Origin of the sequence: Micromonospora sp. NPDC051300, from assembly GCF_044455315.1 — a bacterium.
Taxonomy (GTDB): domain Bacteria; phylum Actinomycetota; class Actinomycetes; order Mycobacteriales; family Micromonosporaceae; genus Micromonospora; species Micromonospora robiginosa.
Window position 1 is genome coordinate 40,102 of record NZ_JBITEP010000006.1, and the last position, 19,607, is coordinate 59,708.

Genomic DNA, 19,607 nt, shown 5'->3' on the forward strand with positions numbered 1-19,607 from the left:
TGCGCGGGGGTTACCAGTCGCCGCCGCCGAAGTCGCCACCACCGAAGTCGCCGCCGAAATCTCCCCCGCCGCCGAAGTCGCCGCCGGTGTAGTCGCCCTGGCCGCCGAAGTCGTTGCCGCCCTGGTCGCCGTAGTCCTGGCCGTCACCGAACCCGTCCTGGAAGCCCTCCTGGTAGCCGGACTCGTAGCCGTAGCCCGGGTCGGCGAACGCGGGCGAGAAGAGCGCGTCCGCGATCAGCATGCCGCCGAGCACCCCGGCGCCCGCGCCCAGCGCGGTCTTCCACCACGGCGTGGAGTACCAGCCGGCCGGCACCGGTCGGCCCTGCATGTGCCCACCGGGGTAGTAGTAGGGCGTCTGGCTCCCCGGCTGCGGCCCGGCCCGGAACGTCTGGCCCTGCACGGCGACCTCACGCTCCTTGGTCAGCATGCCGGCGCCGCGGGCGGCGGCCAGCGGCGGCAGCTCCGGGCCCGGGTCGATGCCCATCGCCGTACGCGCCGCCCGGATGTACGCCAGCCCCTCCAGCGCGGTCTCCCGCGCCAGCGCGAACTGGTGCGTGGTGCGGGCCTGCTCCAGTTGTGAGCCGGCCGCGTTGTAGCGCTCACCGGCGTCGGCCAGCGCCTGCCGGACCGCAGGCTGGTCGCCGTGCAGGTTCATCAACTGGCCGCCGAGCCGCTCGTACCAGCGCTGCGCCTCGGCGCGCGCGTCCGCCAACTCGTCGGCCCGCCGGGACCTGCTTCCCCACCGCCAGAACACCAGCGCACCTCCGAGCATCAGCACCAGGAACAGCCACAGGGCGACTTCCATGACTCGAACGTACCCAGCGAGCGCACGTCGTACCCGTTTGGCAAGCTCTCTGGCATGAGCTTGTCGACGCTGGCCGTGGTGGTGCTCTGCCTGGCCGCGGGCGGCGCGGTCGGCTGGCTGGCGGCCCGCGCCCGCGCGGCGGCCGACGTGGCCCGGCTGGAGGCGACGCTGGCCGCCACCCGCGCGGGCGAGGGGCGGCTGGAGCAGTCCATGCGGGCGCTCAGCTACGAGGCGACCGCGCAGTCGCAGGAGGCCGTGGCGCGCGCGGTGGCGCCGCTGCACGACACGCTCCGCCGCTACGAGCAGCGCGTCGCCGAGCTGGAGCACGACCGGGTCGACGCCTACGCCGAGCTGCGCGAGCAGGTCCGCTCGATGAGCACGGTCTCCGGTGAGCTGCGCACCGAGACCAAGCAGTTGGTGGCCGCGCTGCGGGCGCCGCAGGTGCGCGGCCGGTGGGGCGAGCACCAGCTCCGGCGGATCGTCGAGGCGGCCGGCATGCTGGAGCACTGCGACTTCGACGAGCAGGTCACCGCCGCCACCGACCACCAGGGGGTCCGACCCGACCTGGTGGTGCGGCTGCACGGCGGGCGTTCGGTGGTGGTCGACGCGAAGGCGCCGTTCGACGCCTACCTGACCGCGATGGAGGCGCGCGACGAGCGCGGGCGGGACACCCAGCTCGACGCGCACGCCCGGCACCTGCGGGCGCACGTGGACAGTCTGGCGGCCAAGTCGTACTGGGCCGCGTTCGACCAGACGCCCGACTTCGTGGTGCTGTTCGTGCCGGCCGACCCGTTCCTCGACGTGGCGTTGCAGCGCGACCCGTCGCTGCTGGAGCACGCGTTCTCCCGCAACGTGGTGCTGGCCACGCCGGCCACCCTGGTGGCGCTGCTGCGCACGGTCGCCTACTCGTGGCGGCAGGAGGCGCTGGCGCGCAACGCCGCCACCGTGCACTCGCTGGCCCGCGAGTTGTACGCGCGACTCTCCACCCTGGGCGACCACGTGGGCAAGCTGGGCAACTCGTTGGGCGGGGCGGTGACGGCCTACAACCGGGCGGTCGGCTCGCTGGAGTCGCGGGTGCTGGTCAGCGCCCGCAAGCTGGCCGAGCTGGGCGTCTCCGGCGACGAGCTGGCCGCCCCGGCGCAGGTGGAGCTGGCGCCCCGTCAGCCGCAGGCGCCGGAACTGCTCGGCTCGCCGTCCACATCGGCCGAACGGTCACCGGGTCTCGACGCCTAACACGGCCGACACGTCGACACCGGCCGATCTGTGTCACGGAGCGGTCACAAAGCCTGCTTCGTTAGTGACACATGCCGTCCGAACCCGAAGGATCTGCGTCACACCCGCCCCTGCCCCAGCAAGGGCCCTGTTCTCTGGAGGAAGAGAACGTGAGTCAACCCCGCAGTCGGAGCCGGCGCCCCTCCGCCGTGCTCTTCGCCTCGGCCCTCGCGGCCGGCGCCATGACCGTCGGGGGTGGCGCCGCTACCGCGAGCGCGGCCCCCGCCACCCCCCAGCCCTCGCTGCCGACCGCGGCGAAGGCCCTCGGCGCCCACGACGCCAAGCTGCTCGACGCCGCGGAGGCGAAGCACGCGCCCACCGTCACGATGATCATCGCGGCGAAGAAGGGCTCGGCCAAGAAGGTCGCCGACGGGCTGGCGAGCCTCGGCGCCACCGTGAGCCAGCGGTACTACCAGGTCGGCTACGTGCTGGCCAAGGTGCCGACGTCGAAGGCGCTCAAGGCCGCCACGCTGCCCGGCGTCGCCGCCGTCGACCTCGACGAGACCATCAAGCTCCCCGACCCGGCCCAGGAGGCCGCCCCGAACGGCGCCAAGGCCGCCGAGCAGGGCGAGACGCTGGCCGGCCCCGGCGGGGACACCGGTGCGGTCAACCCGTACATGCCGACCAACGAGACAGGTGCGGAGGCGTTCAAGGCCGCGCACCCGACGTGGGACGGCCGCGGCGTCACCATCGGCATCATGGACTCCGGCGTGGACCTCGACCAGCCGGCGCTGCAGAAGACCACCACCGGCGAGCGCAAGATCGTCGACTGGGTCACCGCGACCGACCCGCTCGAGGACGCCACCTGGCGCGCGATGATCACCGAGGTGAGCGGGCCCACGTTCACCACCGGCACCGGCGCCTCGGCCCTCACCTGGACCGCGCCGGCCGGCACCTACCGGTTCAACACCTTCCGCGAGTCCATCACCGCGGGCAGCGACCCGGCCGGTGACGTCAACCGCGACGGCGACACCACCGACTCCTGGGGCATCCTCTACAACCCGGCCACCGGCGACATCCGGGTGGACGTCAACCAGAACCGCGACTTCACCGACGACGAGGTGATGCGGCCCTACAAGGAGAAGTTCCAGGTCGGCCACTTCGGCACGGACAACCCGGCCACCGCCGTACGCGAGCAGATCCCGTTCGTGGTCGAGTTCCGGCGCAACGTCGACACCACTCCGGTCGGCGGCCCCGGCCTGGTCGACTACGTCAACATCGGCATCATCGAGAGCACCCACGGCACCCACGTCGCCGGCATCACCGCCGCCAACGACATGCTGGGCAACAGCGCCTTCGACGGCGCCGCGCCCGGCGCCAAGCTGGTCTCCGCCCGGGCCTGCTCCTGGGGCGGCGGCTGCACCGCCGCGGCGCTCACCACCGGCATGGTCGACCTGGTGGTCAACCGTCGGGTCGACGTGGTGAACATGTCGATCGGCGGCCTGCCGGCGCTGAACGACGGCTCGAACGCGCGGGCCGTCCTCTACAACGACCTGATCAACACGTACGGTGTGCAGCTCTTCATCTCGGCCGGCAACTCCGGCCCGGGGCTGAACACGGTCGGCGACCCGTCGGTCGCCACCGACGTGGTGAGCGTCGCCGCCAACATCAGCAAGGACACCTGGCTGGCCAACTACGGCTCGGTGGTCCGCAAGGACAACGCGCTGTTCAACTTCTCCTCCCGCGGCCCGCGTGAGGACGGCGGCTTCAAGCCGAACATCTCCGCCCCCGGCTCGGCCATCTCCACCGCGCCGACCTGGCAGCCGGGCAACCCGGTGCCCGAGGCGGGCTACCCGCTGCCCCCGGGCTACCAGATGCTCAACGGCACCTCGATGGCCTCGCCGCAGGCCACCGGCGCCGCGGCGCTGCTGCTGTCGGCCGCGAAGGCGACCAGCACCGGCGTCACCCCGGCCGCGCTGCGTCGGGCCGTCTACACCTCGGCCAAGCCGATCGCGGACGTCCCGACGTACGCGCAGGGCTACGGCATGTTCAACGTGCCCGGCGCGTGGACGCTGCTGGCCGGCGGCGTGCAGACCCGCACGTACACCTCCGAGGCCGCGGTCTGCACGGAGCTGTCGCCGAACCTGACCCGCTACGACCGGGACTCCGGCACCTTCGTGTCGAACCCGAACGTGGGCACCGGCATCTACAACCGCTGCGCCGCCGACCGGGGCGGGCAGAAGGTCAAGGAGAGCCGCACCTACCAGGTCAAGCTGACCCGGACCAGCGGCCCGAACAAGGGCGTCAAGCACCTGGTCGGCCTCCGTGGCAACGACGGCACCTACAGCGCCCCCGGCGAGGTGTGGCTGCCGCTGAACAAGACCGTCACGGTCAACGTGAAGGCCAAGCCGATGACCGTCGGCGCGCACGGCGCGATCATCACCGTCGACGACCCGGCCACCTCGGTGGTCGACTTCGAGGTCTCCGCCGTGGTGGTGGCGTCCAACGTGGTGACCGCTCCGGCGTACTCCTACTCGGCCGAGGGCTCGGTCGACCGGAACAGCTCCACCTCGTACTTCGTGACCGTGCCGCAGGGCGCGGGCGCGCTCCAGGTGAACCTGTCCGGCATCGCCACCGGCTCGCAGACCCGGTTCATCGCCATCAACCCGTACGGCGTCCCGGTCGAGAGCACCGCGAGCACCGCCTGCTACACCAACTTCTCCGACGTCGCCGCCTGCAAGCCGCAGGAGCGGGACTACCAGAACCCGATCCCGGGCGTCTGGGAGATCGAGGTGGAGGCGCGTCGCACGTCGCCGGGGCTGGACAACCCGTTCCAGATCCAGGCGCGGGTGCAGGGCGTGAAGGTCGAGCCGGCCGTGGTCCAGTTGCCGTCGGTGACCGCCGGCACGCCGGCCCCGGTGAGCTGGAGCCTGACCAACACGTTCGGCCCGGTCCGGGTGACCGGCGTCGGCGGGCCGCTGTCCAGCGTCCGCGCCGAGCGGCCGACCATCACCGAGGGCGCCACCCAGGAGTACACGGTGGACATCCCGGCCGGGACGACCTCGTTCTCGGCCCGGATCGGCAACACCTCCGACCTGGGTGCCGACCTGGACCTGTACATCTTCCGCGGCACCACCGAGGTCGGCCGCTCGGCCGACGGTGACTCCGAGGAGGCCGTGACGCTGACCAACCCGGTCGCCGCCACGTACCGGGTGGTCATCGAGGGCTACGCGGTCGCCGCGGGCGGCACGGCGTACGACTACCGGGACTCGTTCGCGTCCCCGGCGCTGGGCTCGCTCTCCGCGCCGGCCACGCCGCTGTTCCTGGCGAACGGCGCCACCGCGACCCTGACCGGTTCGGTGACCGCCCTGAGCACCCCGGCTGCCGGCCGGGAGCTCTTCGGTGACATGGCCGTCACCACCGTCGAGGGCGCGGTCGTCGGCCGCGGCTCGGTGGAGATCAACGCGGTGAACTGAACCGCCCGGCGTCACGACGGAAGCCCGTCTCCCCTCGGGGAGGCGGGCTTCCGCCTGTGGTCAGGCGCGGCGGGCGGACTCCACCACGAACGGGGTGCCCTGCTGGCAGGTGGTCATCAGGCCCGGCTCGGGCCGGCCGGTGACCTCCACCTTGGCGCCGGCCTTGAGCAGGTCGCGCGGGCCGCCGACGAGCAGGTGGTCGTCGAGCAGGAGGCAGTTCGGCTCGACCCCGGCCCGGATGGTGCCGCTGATCGTGGTGGCGCCCACCCCGGGTGGCGTCGAGGCGCCGCCCTTCCACGTCGGGTTCGGCCGGCTGGGGCTCGCGCTGGGCACCGGGTCGGGCTGGCCGGTCGTCGGGACGGCTCCGGTCGGGCCGGGGCCGGCGGGCTCGTCGTCCGGGCCGGCACAGGCGGTCAGCGCGGCGACGGCGAGCAGGGCGACGAGCACCGTCCGAGGAGTCTTCATGCCGGTTGGACGCGCGGGGCGGCTGATCCGTTCCCGGTCAGCCGCGGGCCGCGGCGGCCTTCATGTCGCGCTTGAGTTCCTGCGGCAGCGAGAAGGTCAACCTCTCGTCCGCGGTGGTGATCTCCTCCACGTCGGCGAAGCCCCGCTCGGCCAGGTACGCGAGCACGTCCTGGACCAGGTCGTCCGGCACGCTCGCGCCGGAGGTCAGGCCCACGGTGCGGGCACCGGTGAGCCAGGCGTCGTCGATCTCGTGCGCGAAGTCGACCAGGTGGCCGGCGCGGGCGCCGGCGTCCAGCGCCACCTCGACCAGCCGGACCGAGTTGGAGGAGTTGCGCGAGCCGACGACGATCACCACGTCGCACTCCGGGGCGATCTCCTTGACCACGTGCTGGCGGTTGGAGGTGGCGTAGCAGATGTCGTCGCTGGGCGGCGACTGGAGCAGCGGCAGCCGCTGCTTGAGCCGGGCCACCGTCTCCAGCGTCTCGTCGACCGAGAGCGTGGTCTGGGAGAGCCAGACCACCTTCTCCGGGTCACGCACGGTGACCTGGTCGACGCTGTCCGGGCCGTCGACGAGCTGGATGTGCGCGGGGGCCTCGCCGGCGGTGCCGATGACCTCCTCGTGCCCCTCGTGGCCGATGAGCAGGATGTCGTAGTCCTGCTGGGCGAACCGCCGGGCCTCGTGGTGCACCTTGGTGACCAGCGGGCAGGTGGCGTCGATCGCCTTGAGCGACCGCTCCTTCGCCTGCTCGTAGACCTCCGGGGCGACGCCGTGGGCGGAGAAGATCACGGTGGCGCCCTCCGGCACCTCCTCGTTCTCCTCCACGAAGATCGCGCCCTTGGCCTCCAGCGTCCGCACCACGTGCTTGTTGTGCACGATCTGCTTGCGGACGTAGATCGGCGCGCCGTAGAGCTTCAACGCCTCCTCGACGGTCTGCACCGCCCGGTCCACCCCCGCGCAGTAGCCGCGGGGCTTGGCCAGGAGCACGCGCTTGCCGGTCCGGGGAGTGGTCTCAGCGTCAGTCACCCGACCATGGTACGTGCGCCGGCAGCGCCCTGCCCCGGGCTGTCGGCGGCGGGCCGTAGGGTGGGCGGGGTGAGCGCGGGTGAGGTGGGGCGGAGCAATCCCCAGGAGCGGGGCAGTCCCCAGGAGCGGAGCACCGCCGAGGAGCCGTGGCCGGTCCGGGTGGTCAGCCAGAAGGTCGGGGCGTGGATCGCCCGGCTCGGCTGGGTCTGGGTCGACGGTCAGGTCGCGCAGATCAGCCGCCGCCCCGGCGCCTCCACCGTCTTCCTCACGCTGCGCGACCCGTCGGCCGATCTCAGCCTGACCGTCACCACCAACCGCGACGTGCTCGACTCGGGCGCGCCGGAGCTGCGCGAGGGCGCCCGGGTGGTGCTGCACGCCAAGCCCGAGTTCTACGCCGCGCGGGGCTCGCTCAGCCTGCGCGCCGACGAGATCCGCCAGGTCGGCCTCGGCGAGCTGCTGGCCCGGCTGGAGAAGCTGAAGAAGCTGCTCGCCGCCGAGGGCCTGTTCGACAGGTCCCGCAAGCGGCGGCTCCCGTTCCTGCCCGGCCGGGTGGGCCTGATCACCGGGCGCGCCTCGGCGGCCGAGCGCGACGTGCTGACCAACGCCCGGCGCCGCTGGCCGGCTGTCGACTTCCGCACCATCAAAGTGGCGGTGCAGGGGTCGGCCGCGGTGCCCGACATCGTGGCCGCGCTGAAGGTGCTCGACACCGACCCGGCGGTCGAGGTGATCGTCATCGCCCGGGGCGGTGGTGGCATCGAGGACCTGCTGCCCTTCTCCGACGAGGCGCTGTGCCGGGCGGTCTTCGCCTGCCGCACGCCGGTGGTGAGCGCGATCGGCCACGAGACCGACGCCCCGCTGCTCGACTACGTGGCCGACCTGCGCGCCTCCACCCCCACCGACGCCGCCAAGCGGATCGTGCCCGACCTGGCCGACGAGGTGCGCCTCATCGGCCAGGCCCGGTCCCGGCTGGAGCGGGCCGTACGCCACCTCGTCGACCGGGAGCAGCACCGGATCGACCTGCTCCGGTCCCGCCCGGTGCTGGCGCGCCCGCAGGTGATGGTCGACCAGCGGGCCGTCGAGATCGTCGCGCTGCACGACCGCGCCGGCCGCTGCCTGGAGCACCGGCTGACCGCCGCCACCGACGACCTGCGCCACACCCTGGCCCGGCTGCGCGCCCTCTCCCCCGCGGCCACGCTCGACCGCGGCTACGCCATCGTGCAGCGCGGCGACGGCCACGTGGTCCGCGCGGCGTCCGAGGTGACCAAGGGCGATCCACTGCGGGTGCGCCTCGCCGAGGGCGAGCTGACCGCCACCGTCGACGGCTGAGGAAATGGGACCGATGACTGAAGCGACGAAGAACGAGCAGCTCAGCTACGAGCAGGCGCGCGCCGAGCTGGCGTCGGTGGTGGAGCGCCTGGAGGCGGGCGGCACCTCGCTGGAGGAGTCGCTGGCGCTGTGGGAGCGGGGCGAGCAGTTGGCCGGGGTGTGCCAGCGGTGGCTGGACGGCGCCCGGGCCCGCATCGACGCGGCCCGGCAGCGCGCCGAGGACTGATCCGCCAGGGGTCCGCCGCCCCAGGCCCGTGTGACGCAGGTCCCCGATAAGCGGTATACCTCAGAGGCGTAGAGCTGCCTCTGAGGTATACCGCCGAGAAGTGCGGGGCGCTCCGGACGGACGCGGGGTCAGTTGAACAGGTTGTACAGCTCCGGCGGCGCCTCGACGACCTGGTCGGCCGGGGGCTTCGTCGCCGCGGCGGCGCTCCCGTAGTCGGAGTAGGTGATCTTCACGTCCTGGGCGGCGCTCTGACCGGCGGCCGGGATCTTGAGCACCAGCTCGCTGAGCCGGCCCTGTGGGTCGACCTTGGCGGTGAACGGCACCGACTGGGCCTGCGCCCCGAGCGCGGTGATCACGGCCGGGTCGAGCGAACCGGCCTCGGCGGCCTTCGACACGTCGACGGTGCCCTCGTACGCGCCCTCGCCGGTCTGCCGCACCTCGGTGACACCCTGGGTGAGGATGGCGCTGCCGGCCGGGTCGACCTTCGAGAAGTCGAAGCCCAGCGACCGGTTGCCCTTGATCCGGTTCTGGTCGAGGTGCTGGTACTTGCCGGTGTTGATGTTCTTCACGCCGGGGATCTGCGCCGCGGCGGTGCCGCCCAGCTCCAGCTTGACCCAGCTGTCCGGCTTGGCGTGGATGAGGTCCAGCTTCATCATCAGGTCCGACGACGGGTCGCCGATGGTCATCTTCATCTCGGCGCTCTGGCTGGGCTCGTGCACCTGCCCCTCGGCGGTCGAACCGGCGCCCGTCATGGCGAACCGGAAGTTGCCGTCCCGGATCGCGTTTGTGGAGTCGAGCAGCGCCTGCTTGGCCGCGCTGTTGGACGCCGACGCGCTGGGGGCGACGCTGCCGGAGGCGCTGGGCGTCGCCGAGGCGTCGGAGGTCCCGTTGCCGTTGCAGGCGGCCAGGCCGGGAATGAGCAGCGCCGCGGCGAACGCGGTGGCGCTGAAGCGTCGTATCTTCACGTCAACCTCTCCAGGTGAATCGTCCGGGCTCGTGTCCCTTCTGTTCCCTGAAGCGGCGTTCCGCAATCCCGGTCACCCGACGGCGGGACGTCAGCGCAGCGACGTGGCGAGCTTGCGCAGCTCGCTCTCCCGCGCGTCGCCGACCACGATCACCGTCCGGTTCGGCTCCAGCAGGACCAGCGCCTGCTCGTTGCCGCGGGCGGTGTACCGCTGCCAGCTCAACCCGTCGGGCAGGTCGGCCGGGCCCTGCGGCTGCCCGTCGCTCAGCTCGGCCGGCAACAGCTTCTCCGCCGGGATGTTGCTCTCCAGCAGTTGCGCGCCGCGTCCCTCCGGCGTCACGTACCCGATCCGCAGCGTCGCGCCGTCCGCCGCGGTCTGGAAGCGGGCGTTGACCGTACGCCAGTCGTCGCCCAGCCCGGTCGGCGCGGCGACCGGGAAGGCGTTTGCCGACCGGGCCTGGTCCAGCGCGGGCGCCGGGTCGACGGTGACCGGCGAGTCGCCGCCCAGGAAGCCCCGGTAGAAGGCGATCAGCAGCGCGATCGGCACCAGCAGGATCAGCAGCGACAGCACCATGTCCTTGGGTGACCGCTCGGAGCGGGCCTTCTCCTTGCGGGCCGGCGGGGCCGGGTGGTCACCCGCGTCCGGGGCCGGCTCGACGAGCGCGGGCGGCGCGTCGGGCGGCGTCGGGTCGGCGCCGGGGCGCACCGGCGGCTGACCGTCGGGCGGGGTGGCGTCGGACGGTACGCGGTCGGCAGGCTGTGCGGGTTCCACCCGGCCATTGTCGCAGCCGCACGGGTGAGGTGATCCTGGCCTCCTCCGCCCCGCCGGGGCGGCGAACCTGAGATCGTGTGAGGATCAGCGACAAAACCGGCGGCGGCGACGGCCGCACTCCCGCCGGTCCACCCCGCAACGTCGCGAGGAGGAGGCCGCCATGACAACCACCAGGACGCGGACGCCCCAGGATCTCGACCGCAATCTCGCCCTCGATCTGGTCCGGGTCACCGAGGCCGCGGCCATGGCCGCGGGCCGTTGGGTCGGCCGGGGCGACAAGGAGGGCGGTGACGGCGCCGCTGTCGACGCCATGCGCAAGCTGATCAACTCGATCCCGATGCGCGGGGTCGTGGTGATCGGCGAGGGCGAGAAGGACAACGCCCCGATGCTCTTCAACGGTGAGGAGGTCGGCGACGGCACCGGTCCCGAGGTGGACGTGGCGGTCGACCCGATCGACGGCACCACGCTGATGAGCAAGGGCATGCCGAACGCGCTGGCGGTGCTCGCGGTCGCCGAGCGCGGCGCGATGTTCGACCCGAGCGCGGTCTTCTACATGGAGAAGCTGGCCGTCGGCCCGATGTACGCCGACGTGGTCGACATCGACGCCGGGGTGGTCGAGAACATCCGCCGGATCGCCAAGGTCAAGGGCACCGACACCGCCGACGTGACGGTCTGCGTGCTGGACCGGTCGCGCCACGACGACCTGGTCAAGCAGATCCGGCGCACCGGCGCCGGCATCCGGTTGATCTCCGACGGTGACATCGCCGGCGCCATCGCGGCCGCCCGGGGCGAGTCGGACATCGACGTGCTGATGGGCATCGGCGGCACCCCCGAGGGCATCACCGCGGCCTGCGCGCTGAAGTGCATGGGCGGCGTGATGCAGGCCAAGCTCTGGCCGAAGGACGCCGCCGAGCGGGAGAAGGCGCTCGCCGCCGGGCACGACCTGGACCGGGTGCTGTTCACCGACGACCTCGTCACCGGCGACAACTGCTTCTTCGTCGCCACCGGCGTCACCTCCGGCGACCTGCTGCGGGGCGTGCGTTACCGGGCGGGCGGGGCGTACACCCAGTCGATCGTGATGCGCTCCAAGAGCGGCACGATCCGGGTCATCGACTCCTACCACCGGCTGGAGAAGCTCGCCCTCTACTCGTCCGTCGACTTCGACGGGCGCCCGCTGGCCGAGCAGGAGTGACGACGACCGGGACGGCGACGCCGCCAGTGCTGTCGACCCGGAGGCGGATCGCCGGCGTCGGGCTGGCCACCGCCTCCGGCGTGCTGGTGGCCCTCCAGTCCCGGATCAACGGCGAGTTGGGCGTACGGCTGGCCGACGGCATCGCCGCGGCGGTGGTGTCGTTCGGCCTGGGCCTGCTCATCCTGGTGGTGCTGGTCCCCGCCACCCGAGGTGGCCGGCGGGGACTGACCGCGCTGCGCGGGGCGCTGCGTGCCGGCACGTTGCGCCCGTGGCAGTGCCTGGGCGGGGTGTGCGGCGCGTTCCTGGTGGCGACCCAGGGGCTGACCATCGGCACGCTCGGGGTGGCCGTGTTCACCGTCGCGGTGGTGGCCGGGCAGTCCGGCAGCAGCCTGCTCGTCGACCGGGCCGGCATCGGCCCGACCGGCCGGCAGCCGATCACCCCGAACCGGCTCGTCGGCGCGGTGCTCACCGTGCTGGCCGTCCTGCTGGCGGTGGGCGACCGGCTCGGCGACCCGGGCGCGCTGGCGCTGGCCCTGCTGCCGCTGGCGGCCGGCGTGGGCATCGCCTGGCAGCAGGCGGTGAACGGCCAGGTCCGGGCCGCGTCGGGCAGCGCGATGACCGCCACGCTCGTCAACTTCACCGTCGGCACGGTGGCGCTGCTCGCCACGTTCGCGGTGGAGGTGGCGGTGCGGGGCCGGCCCGCCGGCAGCCTGCCGAGCGAGCCGTGGCTCTATCTGGGCGGTGCGATAGGCATCGTGTTCATCGCGCTGGCCGCCGCGCTGGTCCGGTTCACCGGCGTGCTGCTGCTCGGCCTGGCCACCATCGCCGGGCAGATCGTCGGCGCGGTGCTGCTGGACGTGGTGCTGCCGACCGAGGCCAGCCACCCCGGCGTGAACACGCTGCTCGGTGCCGCGCTCACCCTGGTCGCCGTCCTCGTCGCCGCCCTCCGGAGGTGAGGCGGGGCCCTCGCCTAACGAGCGGTCGGGGCGCGCAGGCCGGTGACGATCTCGTCGACGACCTCGTCCAGCGGTGTGGGGTCGATGCCGAGCGTGGCGGTGGCGGCCCGGGAGTCGAGCACGAACGGCCGGGCGAACTGGTGCGCGGTCTCGCGTAGTTCCCGGGCGAACGGGTTGACCACGCCGGCCGCCCAGAGCAGCGGATAGGGCATCCGGGTCAGCCGGGGCGCGGGCGCGCCGGCCCGGTTCGCCGCCCGCTCGGCCAGTTCCCGCATGGAGACCGCAGGCGCGCTGGGCACGTGCCAGGCCCGCCCCCAGGCCCGCGGGTCGGTGGCGGCGGCGACCAGGGTACGGGCGACGTCCGGGACGTACGTCCAGGTGTGCGGGGCGTCCCAGTCGACCGGGAGGAACACCCGCTGCCCGGCGAGCACCCGGGGCAGCACCATCATGGCCAGCGAGGTGCCGCCGACGCCGACGTAGTCGGAGCCGCGTACCTCGGTGACCCGGGCCCGACCGGCGCGGTGCGCGGCCAGGGCGTCGGACCACATCCGGTTGCGGACCCGGCCCTTGGTGCCGGTGGCGGCGGGCGGGGTGGCCTCGGTCATCGGCGCGTCGACCGGGCCGTAGCCGTAGAGGTTGCCGACGGTGGCGAGCACCGCGCCGCTGCGTTCGGCGGCGGTCAGCAGCGCGGCGGCCAGCGGCGGCCAGTCCGTCGACCAGCGGTGGTAGGGCGGATTGGCGCAGTTGTGCAGCGCGACCGCGCCGTCGGTGAGCGCGGTGAGCCGATCGGCGTCGCCGGCGTCGGCGGCGATCCGCTCGACCGCCGGGTGTTCCGGGCCGGTGCCGCGCCGGGTGACCACCCGCACGCGCTCGCCGCGCTCGACGAGGAGTCGGGCGGTGGCGGTGCCGACGGGTCCGGCGCCGACGATCACGTGCAGGGCCATGGCGGGTCCACCTTCTCTGAAGCAGTAGTCCGAATGGAGAGCACCGCTCTCGCAGAGAAAGCATGGCTCCGCCTGCACGCAAAGTCAAGAGCGGTGCTCTCGCTTTTGATTGCCGCTCTCCGTCGTGGCACAGTGGGGACATGGTCGCTCCCTCGTTCCGCGCCCGGGTCCGCGCCGGCATGATCGACGAGATCAAGGCGGTCGCCCGTCGCCACCTGGCCAGCGACGGCGCGGACCTCTCGCTGCGCGCCGTCGCCCGGGACATGGGCATGGTCTCCTCGGCGATCTACCGCTACTTCCCGAGCCGGGACGACCTGCTCACCGCGCTGATCCTGGAGGCGTACGACGCGCTCGGCGACGCGGTGGAGGCGGCCGACGCCGCCGCCGACCAGGCCGACCTGCGCGGGCGCTGGCTCGCCGCCGGTCGCGCCGCCCGCGCCTGGGCACTGGCCCACCCCGCCGAGTACGCGTTGCTCTACGGCAGCCCGGTTCCCGGCTACGCGGCGCCGGACGACACGGTCGCGCCCGCCCAGCGCCCCCCGATGACGTTGATCGGGATCCTGCGCGACGGATTGTCCACCGGCCGCCTCGCCCCGCCGGACGAGGACCTGCCCGAGCCGCTGCGCGCCGACGTGGCCGAACTGGTCGACCAGATCGGGATGGCGCTGCCGCCCGCGCTGATGGCGCGCGGGATGGCCGGCTGGACGCAGCTCTTCGGGCTGATCAGCTTCGAGCTGTTCGGGCGGATCAACCGGGCGCTGCCGCACCGCGACGAGTACTTCGACCACCAGCTTGCCCTGATGGCCGACCTGATCGGCCTGCCCTGACGCGTTAGGAGGGGGCCCCGCCTTACGTGCCGTCGGAGGAGTGGCCGGGGAAGAGGTGCGCGGTGGGGTCGATGGCGACCGCCGCGTTGTTGACCGCGGTCGCCGCCTCGCCGAAGCCGGTGGCGATCAGCCGGACCTTGCCCGGATATTCGGTGATGTCGCCGGCCGCGAAGACCCTGGGCAGGTTGGTGGCCATGGCGCTGTCCACCAGGATGTGCCGCCGGTCGAGGGTGAGCCCCCACTCGGCGAGCGGACCCAGGTCGGCGGTGAAGCCCAGCGCGGCCACCACCGTGTCCACCGGCAGCGTCTCCGCGGGGCCGCCGCGTACGGTCAGCTCGGCGCCGGTGACGCGTTCCTCGCCGTACAGCTTGGTCACCTCGGCGTTGACCACGACGCGCACCGGCAGGCCGCGGACCCGCTCGACGGTGGCCGCGTGCGCGCGGAACCGGTCCCGCCGGTGCGCGAGCGTCACCGACCGGGCCAGCGGGGCGAGCGTGGCCGCCCAGTCGAAGGCCGAGTCACCGCCGCCGACGATGAGCACGTGCCGGTCGGTCAGCTCGGTCGGCTGCGGCACGAAGTAGACGATGCCGCCGCCGGTGAAGCTCTCCGCGACCGGCAGCGGCCGGGGCGTGAAGCTGCCCAGCCCGCCGGTCACCACCACCGCGCCGCAGCGCACCTGCTCGCCGCCGGCCAGGCCGAGCACCGGCCGCTCGTCGAGGTAGGAGAGCTTCTCCGCGCGTACGCCGAGCAGGTATTCGGGGTGGAACGGCGCGGCTTGGGCGACCAGGTTCGCGACGAGTTCCCGGCCCTTCACGGCGGGGAAGCCGGCGACGTCGAGGATCAGCTTCTCCGGGTACATCGCGGTGACCTGTCCGCCCGGCTCGGGCAGCGCGTCGATCAGGGCCACCGACAGCCCGCGGAAGCCGGCGTAGTAGGCGGCGAAGAGCCCGGCCGGGCCGGCCCCGATCACGGCGACATCGACCTCGCGCATGGCGCACCGTCACTTTCCGCCGGGTGCCGGCCGGAGAGTCCGGCAAGGGATCAACCGGAGCTGATGCCGACGGTAGGCGGGCGGACGGTCGCGGGCAAGCACGTCCCGCTGTTGGCGATAACGCGTCGTCAGGGCAGCGTGACCGGCGGTGAGCCGAGCCGGTCCGGCGCGGTGTCGCCGCGGCGGCGGAACAGGATCGCCGCGACCACGCCGCCGAGCAGCCCGAACAGGTGGCCCTGCCAGGAGATGCGCTCGTCGGTCGGCAGGATGCCCAGCAGTTGCCAGCCGTACAGCAGCCCGACCAGCAGCACCACGGCGAAGTTCCACCAGCTCCGCTCCACCACGCCTCGAGTGATCAGGACACCGAGGTAGCCGAAGATCACGCCACTCGCGCCGACCACCACCGAGGTGGGCGAGCCGGTGAACCACACGCCCAAGCCGCTGACCAGGATGATCACCGCGGTGGACCAGAGGAACCGGCGGGTGCCGGCGGCCAGCACGAACGTGCCGAGCAGGATGAGCGGGATGCTGTTGCTGTAGAGGTGGTTCCAGCCGGCGTGCAGGAACGGCGAGAAGAAGACGCCGTCCAGGCCCTGGATCCGGTGCGGGATGATGCCGGCGGTGACGTCGAGGTTGAGGCGCAGCCCGACGTCGAGCGCCTCGATCAGGAACAGCACCGGCACGACCGCGCACATCGCGACGAAGGCCCGGCCGATCGACGCGTAGAACGCGTCGGTGCCGAACCGGTTGGTATCTCCGCCGCGAGGGCCGTCCTGCCAGGTCACCCACCAAGAGCTATCAGTAAATGCGGCCGGCCGCCAGTCGGAGGGCGGACGACGACGGCGGGACACGCGGATCTCCGCGCGTCCCGCCGTCGGTCGGTCCGATCAGTACCAGCCCTCGCTCTGCGACTGCTGCCAGGCGCCGCACGGGGTGTCGTAGCGGCCCTTGATGTAGCCGAGACCCCAGGTGATCTGGGTGGCGGGGTTGGTCCGCCAGTCGTCGGCCACCGAGCCCATCTTGCTGCCGGGCACGGCCTGCGGAATCCCGTACGCGCCAGAGCTGCTGTTCGAGGCCTTCGGGTTCCAGCCGCTCTCCTTCGTCCAGAGCTTGTCCAGACAGGGGAACTGGTCGATCCCGAAGCCCTTGTCGAGCATCACGGCACAACCGATCTTCCGGTTGCCGCTGTACTCCCCGCACGAGGCCGGGATCGGCCCGTCGTACGGCTTGGCCTTGGCGTCGGCGGTCGCCTTGGCCTCGGCCTCCGCCGCGTCCCGCTCCTTCTTGCGGTTCGCGGCGGCCGCCTCGGCCGCCTTGGCGCGCTCGGCGGCTTCCTTCGCCGCCGCCGCGGCCCGCAGCTTGGCCTGGTACTCGGCGGCCCGCTGCTTCGACGACTGCAGGCGATGGTCGGCCTGCCGCTCGCGCTGGTAGGTGTATTCGGCCTGGTCGACCTCGCGGCCGACCTGCGCGGTCAGACCCTGCTCTTGGGTCTGACGATCTTCGCCCAGGTAGAAGCCGCCGGCAACGCCCACGGAGAGCAGTGCGACAGCGGCCGTACGGGCGCCGAACCGGCTCCAGAGCCGACTCACGAAGTTTCCCTTCGTCGGAGGCAGGGACACGGCACCACGCGTGGCCGGTTTCCGGCCGCGCCCGGGTGCCGCAAGCGTCCCGCCCCGCCGGTCTCGACCGGCGCACCGGCCCTCGTGGCTCCCGCCGTCCGTGGCGGAGAATGCTCGACGAGTGCCCGGTGCGAATGGGACTCCAGACACCGGAGTTGTCGGTGACGCTCGATGGACACCATCGCGCACGGTGAGGCGGGTGGGAAACCGCGGCGGCCAAAAGTGATCTGCGCCACACTAAAAAGGCGGACGAAGTAGGACAAAAGCCAACGTCAGCCCGGGATGTCCTCCAGCAGGTCGGTGACCATCGCGGCGATCGGAGATCGCTCCGATCGGCTGAGGGTGACGTGCGCGAACAGCGGATGGCCCTTCAACGCCTCGATCACCGCGGTCACGCCGTCGTGCCGACCCACCCGGAGGTTGTCGCGTTGCGCCACGTCGTGGGTGAGCACCACCCGCGAGCCCTGGCCGATCCGGGAGAGCACGGTGAGCAGCACCCCCCGCTCCAACGACTGGGCCTCGTCGACGATGACGAACGCGTCGTGCAGGCTCCGGCCTCGGATGTGGGTGAGCGGCAGCACCTCCAGCAGCCCGCGCGAGGTGACCTCCTCCAGCACGTTCTCGTGCACCACCGCGCCGAGCGTGTCGAAGACCGCCTGGGCCCAGGGCGACATCTTCTCCGACTCCGAGCCGGGCAGATAGCCGAGCTCCTGGCCGCCGACCGCGTACAGCGGGCGGAAGACGATCACCTTCTTGTGCCGGCGGCGCTCCATCACCGCCTCCAGGCCGGCGCAGAGGGCCAGCGCCGACTTTCCGGTGCCCGCCCGGCCGCCCATCGAGACGATGCCGATCGACTCGTCCAGCAGCAGGTCCAGCGCGATCCGCTGCTCCGCCGACCGGCCGTGCAGGCCGAACGCCTCGCGGTCACCGCGGACCAGGCGCACCGTCTTGTCGGGCAGCACCCGGCCGAGCGCCGAGCCCCGCGCCGAGTGCAGCACCAGCCCGGTGTGGCAGGGCAGCCCCGCGGCGGCGTCCAGGTCCAGCGCGTCGCCCGCGTACAGCCGGGCGATCTCCTCCTCGGCCAGCTCCAACTCGGCCATCCCGGTCCAGGTCGGGTCGCTGGCCTGGCCGTGCCGGTACTCGTCCGCGCGCAGGCCGACCGACGCCGCCTTCACCCGCAGCGGCATGTCCTTGCTGACCAGGGTCACCTCACGCCCCTCGGCGGCCAGGTTGAGCGCCACCGACAGGATCCGGGCGTCGTTCGACTCGTTGCGGAAGCCGGGCGGCAGCACGCCGTCGTCGGTGTGGTTGAGCTCCACCCGCAGCGTGCCGCCCTGGTCGTTGGCGGGCACCGGCCGGTCCAGCCGGCCGTGCCGCACCCGCAGCTCGTCCAGCATGCGTAGCGACTGGCGGGCGAACCAGCCGAGTTCGGGGTGGTGCCGCTTGCCCTCCAACTCGGAGATGACCACCAGCGGCAGCACCACCTCGTGCTCGGCGAAGCGGTGGAACGCCGCCGGGTCCGAGAGCAGGACGGAGGTGTCCAGCACGAATGCCGGGCCCGATGGTCGAGGCTCCTCGGTCGCGGCGGCGGCGGCGGTGCGCCGGCTGCGGGTGGTCCGACGGGTCGTGGCGGTCGCGGCCGGGTTCTGGTCGGCACCGGCGGGGGTACGGCGAGTGGTCACAGGCCTGCTCCGCGGATGGGCACCCGGCCACCCGAGTTCCGCCTCATCCGGTGCCCGGCGGACACGGGGTCGGATGCGGGCCCCGTGCGCGAGGACGCAGGTCCGGGCTGTCCGGCTGGCCCGGGAAAACCCCGTGCCATACCTAGACGCTAATCCCCGTCGGCCCGCGCGGCTAGGGGTCCGGATGGATCTCCGATGAACGCCTGAGAAAGTGGCCGGGATGCATGCCCCCTGCGCGCATCCCGGCCGGTCAGGTGGGGCCTCAGCCGGACCGGCGGACCAGCGTGCCGGCCCTCGGCCCGGCGGCGGTCGCGGTGAACGAGGACCCGGTGTACGTGGTACCCACGCGGGCGGCCGAGCCGCCGAGCTGAGCGGTCGCGGTGACCCGTACGGCCGGGGCGCCGGGCCGGGCGGTGACCGCGGCCGGCACGGTGGTGCCGCCGAACGGCGTGGGCGCCCGACCGACCGACGTCACCACGGTCGGCGCGGGACCGGACAACGCCGAGGCGATGGCCGCCTGGGCGTCCCGGCGGCGGCGGTTCCAGGCGCCCCGGTCGCCGTCGAAGTAGCCCTGCCGGTAGCCGAACCGGTAACCGATGCGATAGCTGAGCTGGCCGTGCAGTCGGCCGGCGGCGTAGCAGGTGGAGCCGAGCACCAGGACCAGGACGACGGCGAGGAAGGGGCTCACCGCTCGTCCGCCCCGGGCAGCGGGTCGACCACCAGCAGCCGTTCCAGGTCGTCGGTGCTGACCTCCTCGACCAGCTCCACGCTGATCCGGCAGCCGTCGAGGATCACCTCGGCGACGGACGCACGGCGGATCTCGCCGCCGGAGTCGTAGACCCGCACGCTCAGTTCGGGACAGCCCAGGTGGGTACGCCAGGCGTCCCACTCCGCCCGGTCACCGACGCTCAGCGAGAGGTACCGGCAGCCCCGGGCGAGGTAGAGGCGCCACGGGGCGCTCAACCCGGCGGAGACTCCGTCCGCGATCAACCCGAACGCCTGGGCACGGGTCGCGAGCTCGGTCACGAGACCCCCTCCGCAACCGCGGAGTGACGCATGTGAGCACTCGTCGTCTCAAGCACGTGACACACCGTAAGTTGTCTCATGAGCGTGACAGTATCAGCTT

At 72.8% G+C, this 19,607-nt stretch carries 19 protein-coding genes; 7 read left to right on the forward strand and 12 right to left on the reverse strand.

What is annotated here, in order from left to right:
• Positions 1 to 10: 10 nt before the first annotated feature.
• Positions 11 to 805 (reverse strand): hypothetical protein, encoded by a 795-nt coding sequence (locus ACIA5A_RS08710; RefSeq protein WP_396758218.1) that lies wholly within the window; start codon positions 803 to 805, stop codon positions 11 to 13.
• 54 nt (positions 806 to 859) lie between these two features.
• Here ACIA5A_RS08710 and ACIA5A_RS08715 point away from each other — a divergent pair, with 54 nt between their 5' ends.
• Together ACIA5A_RS08715 and ACIA5A_RS08720 are read left to right on the forward strand one after the other, a co-directional pair.
• On the forward strand, positions 860 to 2,038 hold the full coding sequence (locus ACIA5A_RS08715) for a DNA recombination protein RmuC (protein WP_396758221.1): 1,179 nt from the start codon (positions 860 to 862) through the stop codon (positions 2,036 to 2,038).
• A gap of 149 nt (positions 2,039 to 2,187) precedes the next feature.
• Positions 2,188 to 5,493, forward strand: coding sequence for a S8 family serine peptidase (locus ACIA5A_RS08720; RefSeq protein ID WP_396758224.1), 3,306 nt, complete (start codon positions 2,188 to 2,190; stop codon positions 5,491 to 5,493).
• Between the two features lie 60 nt (positions 5,494 to 5,553).
• On the opposite strand, the gene ACIA5A_RS08725 is transcribed toward ACIA5A_RS08720, so the two are convergent.
• Both ACIA5A_RS08725 and ACIA5A_RS08730 read right to left on the reverse strand, forming a co-directional pair.
• A complete protein-coding gene (locus ACIA5A_RS08725; RefSeq protein WP_396758227.1) occupies positions 5,554 to 5,958 on the reverse strand; it encodes a hypothetical protein in 405 nt (134 codons plus the stop codon).
• A gap of 37 nt (positions 5,959 to 5,995) precedes the next feature.
• Positions 5,996 to 6,982, reverse strand: a complete 987-nt coding sequence (locus tag ACIA5A_RS08730) for a 4-hydroxy-3-methylbut-2-enyl diphosphate reductase (protein ID WP_396758230.1) — start codon at positions 6,980 to 6,982, stop codon at positions 5,996 to 5,998.
• Positions 6,983 to 7,051: 69 nt separating this feature from the next.
• On the opposite strand from ACIA5A_RS08730, the gene xseA reads away from it, so the two are divergent.
• Together xseA and ACIA5A_RS08740 are read left to right on the forward strand one after the other, a co-directional pair.
• On the forward strand, positions 7,052 to 8,308 hold the full coding sequence (gene xseA, locus ACIA5A_RS08735; protein WP_396758233.1) for an exodeoxyribonuclease VII large subunit: 1,257 nt from the start codon (positions 7,052 to 7,054) through the stop codon (positions 8,306 to 8,308).
• 13 nt (positions 8,309 to 8,321) lie between these two features.
• Complete coding sequence (locus ACIA5A_RS08740; protein ID WP_278107737.1) at positions 8,322 to 8,534, forward strand: exodeoxyribonuclease VII small subunit; 213 nt, start codon at positions 8,322 to 8,324, stop codon at positions 8,532 to 8,534.
• 128 nt (positions 8,535 to 8,662) lie between these two features.
• Here ACIA5A_RS08740 and ACIA5A_RS08745 read toward each other — a convergent pair whose 3' ends face one another.
• Positions 8,663 to 9,499, reverse strand: a complete 837-nt coding sequence (locus ACIA5A_RS08745; protein ID WP_396758237.1) for a hypothetical protein — start codon at positions 9,497 to 9,499, stop codon at positions 8,663 to 8,665.
• A 90-nt stretch (positions 9,500 to 9,589) separates the two neighbouring features.
• The gene (locus ACIA5A_RS08750; RefSeq protein ID WP_396758240.1) at positions 9,590 to 10,270 is read right to left on the reverse strand and encodes a DUF4245 domain-containing protein; all 681 of its coding nucleotides are present in this window, start codon (positions 10,268 to 10,270) and stop codon (positions 9,590 to 9,592) included.
• 160 nt (positions 10,271 to 10,430) lie between these two features.
• Here ACIA5A_RS08750 and glpX point away from each other — a divergent pair, with 160 nt between their 5' ends.
• Positions 10,431 to 11,462: a class II fructose-bisphosphatase gene (gene glpX / locus ACIA5A_RS08755; protein ID WP_396758243.1), complete on the forward strand. Its 1,032-nt coding sequence runs from the start codon at positions 10,431 to 10,433 to the stop codon at positions 11,460 to 11,462.
• Positions 11,459 to 12,418: a DMT family transporter gene (locus ACIA5A_RS08760; protein ID WP_396758246.1), complete on the forward strand. Its 960-nt coding sequence runs from the start codon at positions 11,459 to 11,461 to the stop codon at positions 12,416 to 12,418. Before glpX ends, ACIA5A_RS08760 begins: the two co-directional genes overlap by 4 nt.
• A gap of 14 nt (positions 12,419 to 12,432) precedes the next feature.
• On the opposite strand, the gene ACIA5A_RS08765 is transcribed toward ACIA5A_RS08760, so the two are convergent.
• The gene (locus ACIA5A_RS08765; RefSeq protein ID WP_396758249.1) at positions 12,433 to 13,362 is read right to left on the reverse strand and encodes an NAD-dependent epimerase/dehydratase family protein; all 930 of its coding nucleotides are present in this window, start codon (positions 13,360 to 13,362) and stop codon (positions 12,433 to 12,435) included.
• 140 nt (positions 13,363 to 13,502) lie between these two features.
• Between ACIA5A_RS08765 and ACIA5A_RS08770 the strand changes: the two genes are divergently transcribed.
• Positions 13,503 to 14,189, forward strand: coding sequence for a TetR/AcrR family transcriptional regulator (locus ACIA5A_RS08770; RefSeq protein WP_396758252.1), 687 nt, complete (start codon positions 13,503 to 13,505; stop codon positions 14,187 to 14,189).
• 22 nt (positions 14,190 to 14,211) lie between these two features.
• On the opposite strand, the gene ACIA5A_RS08775 is transcribed toward ACIA5A_RS08770, so the two are convergent.
• The 6 genes from ACIA5A_RS08775 to ACIA5A_RS08800 all read right to left on the reverse strand — a co-directional run bounded on the left by ACIA5A_RS08775 (position 14,212) and on the right by ACIA5A_RS08800 (position 19,507).
• On the reverse strand, positions 14,212 to 15,180 hold the full coding sequence (locus ACIA5A_RS08775; protein WP_396758255.1) for an NAD(P)/FAD-dependent oxidoreductase: 969 nt from the start codon (positions 15,178 to 15,180) through the stop codon (positions 14,212 to 14,214).
• A gap of 128 nt (positions 15,181 to 15,308) precedes the next feature.
• Positions 15,309 to 15,965, reverse strand: a complete 657-nt coding sequence (locus tag ACIA5A_RS08780) for a rhomboid family intramembrane serine protease (protein WP_396758258.1) — start codon at positions 15,963 to 15,965, stop codon at positions 15,309 to 15,311.
• 102 nt (positions 15,966 to 16,067) lie between these two features.
• Positions 16,068 to 16,769, reverse strand: coding sequence for a transglycosylase SLT domain-containing protein (locus ACIA5A_RS08785; RefSeq protein WP_396758261.1), 702 nt, complete (start codon positions 16,767 to 16,769; stop codon positions 16,068 to 16,070).
• Between the two features lie 302 nt (positions 16,770 to 17,071).
• Positions 17,072 to 18,481, reverse strand: coding sequence for a PhoH family protein (locus ACIA5A_RS08790; RefSeq protein ID WP_396758263.1), 1,410 nt, complete (start codon positions 18,479 to 18,481; stop codon positions 17,072 to 17,074).
• A 262-nt stretch (positions 18,482 to 18,743) separates the two neighbouring features.
• Positions 18,744 to 19,169: a hypothetical protein gene (locus ACIA5A_RS08795; protein WP_396758266.1), complete on the reverse strand. Its 426-nt coding sequence runs from the start codon at positions 19,167 to 19,169 to the stop codon at positions 18,744 to 18,746.
• Positions 19,166 to 19,507 carry a hypothetical protein gene (locus ACIA5A_RS08800; RefSeq protein WP_396758269.1) on the reverse strand — a complete coding sequence of 114 codons (342 nt, stop codon included), beginning with the start codon at positions 19,505 to 19,507 and terminating at the stop codon, positions 19,166 to 19,168. The genes ACIA5A_RS08795 and ACIA5A_RS08800 overlap by 4 nt, the downstream gene beginning before the upstream one ends.
• Between the last annotated feature and the right edge of the window lie 100 nt (positions 19,508 to 19,607).

Excerpts from the sequence above, each read along its gene's own strand:
- ACIA5A_RS08710 (WP_396758218.1), bottom strand. The coding sequence starts at position 805 with ATGGAAGTCGCCCTGTGGCTGTTCCTGGTGCTGATGCTCGGAGGTGCG.
- ACIA5A_RS08715 (WP_396758221.1), top strand. The coding sequence starts at position 860 with ATGAGCTTGTCGACGCTGGCCGTGGTGGTGCTCTGCCTGGCCGCGGGC.
- ACIA5A_RS08725 (WP_396758227.1), bottom strand. The coding sequence starts at position 5,958 with ATGAAGACTCCTCGGACGGTGCTCGTCGCCCTGCTCGCCGTCGCCGCG.
- ACIA5A_RS08740 (WP_278107737.1), top strand. The coding sequence starts at position 8,322 with ATGACTGAAGCGACGAAGAACGAGCAGCTCAGCTACGAGCAGGCGCGC.
- glpX (WP_396758243.1), top strand. The coding sequence starts at position 10,431 with ATGACAACCACCAGGACGCGGACGCCCCAGGATCTCGACCGCAATCTC.
- ACIA5A_RS08765 (WP_396758249.1), bottom strand. The coding sequence starts at position 13,362 with ATGGCCCTGCACGTGATCGTCGGCGCCGGACCCGTCGGCACCGCCACC.
- ACIA5A_RS08770 (WP_396758252.1), top strand. The coding sequence starts at position 13,503 with ATGGTCGCTCCCTCGTTCCGCGCCCGGGTCCGCGCCGGCATGATCGAC.
- ACIA5A_RS08775 (WP_396758255.1), bottom strand. The coding sequence starts at position 15,180 with ATGCGCGAGGTCGATGTCGCCGTGATCGGGGCCGGCCCGGCCGGGCTC.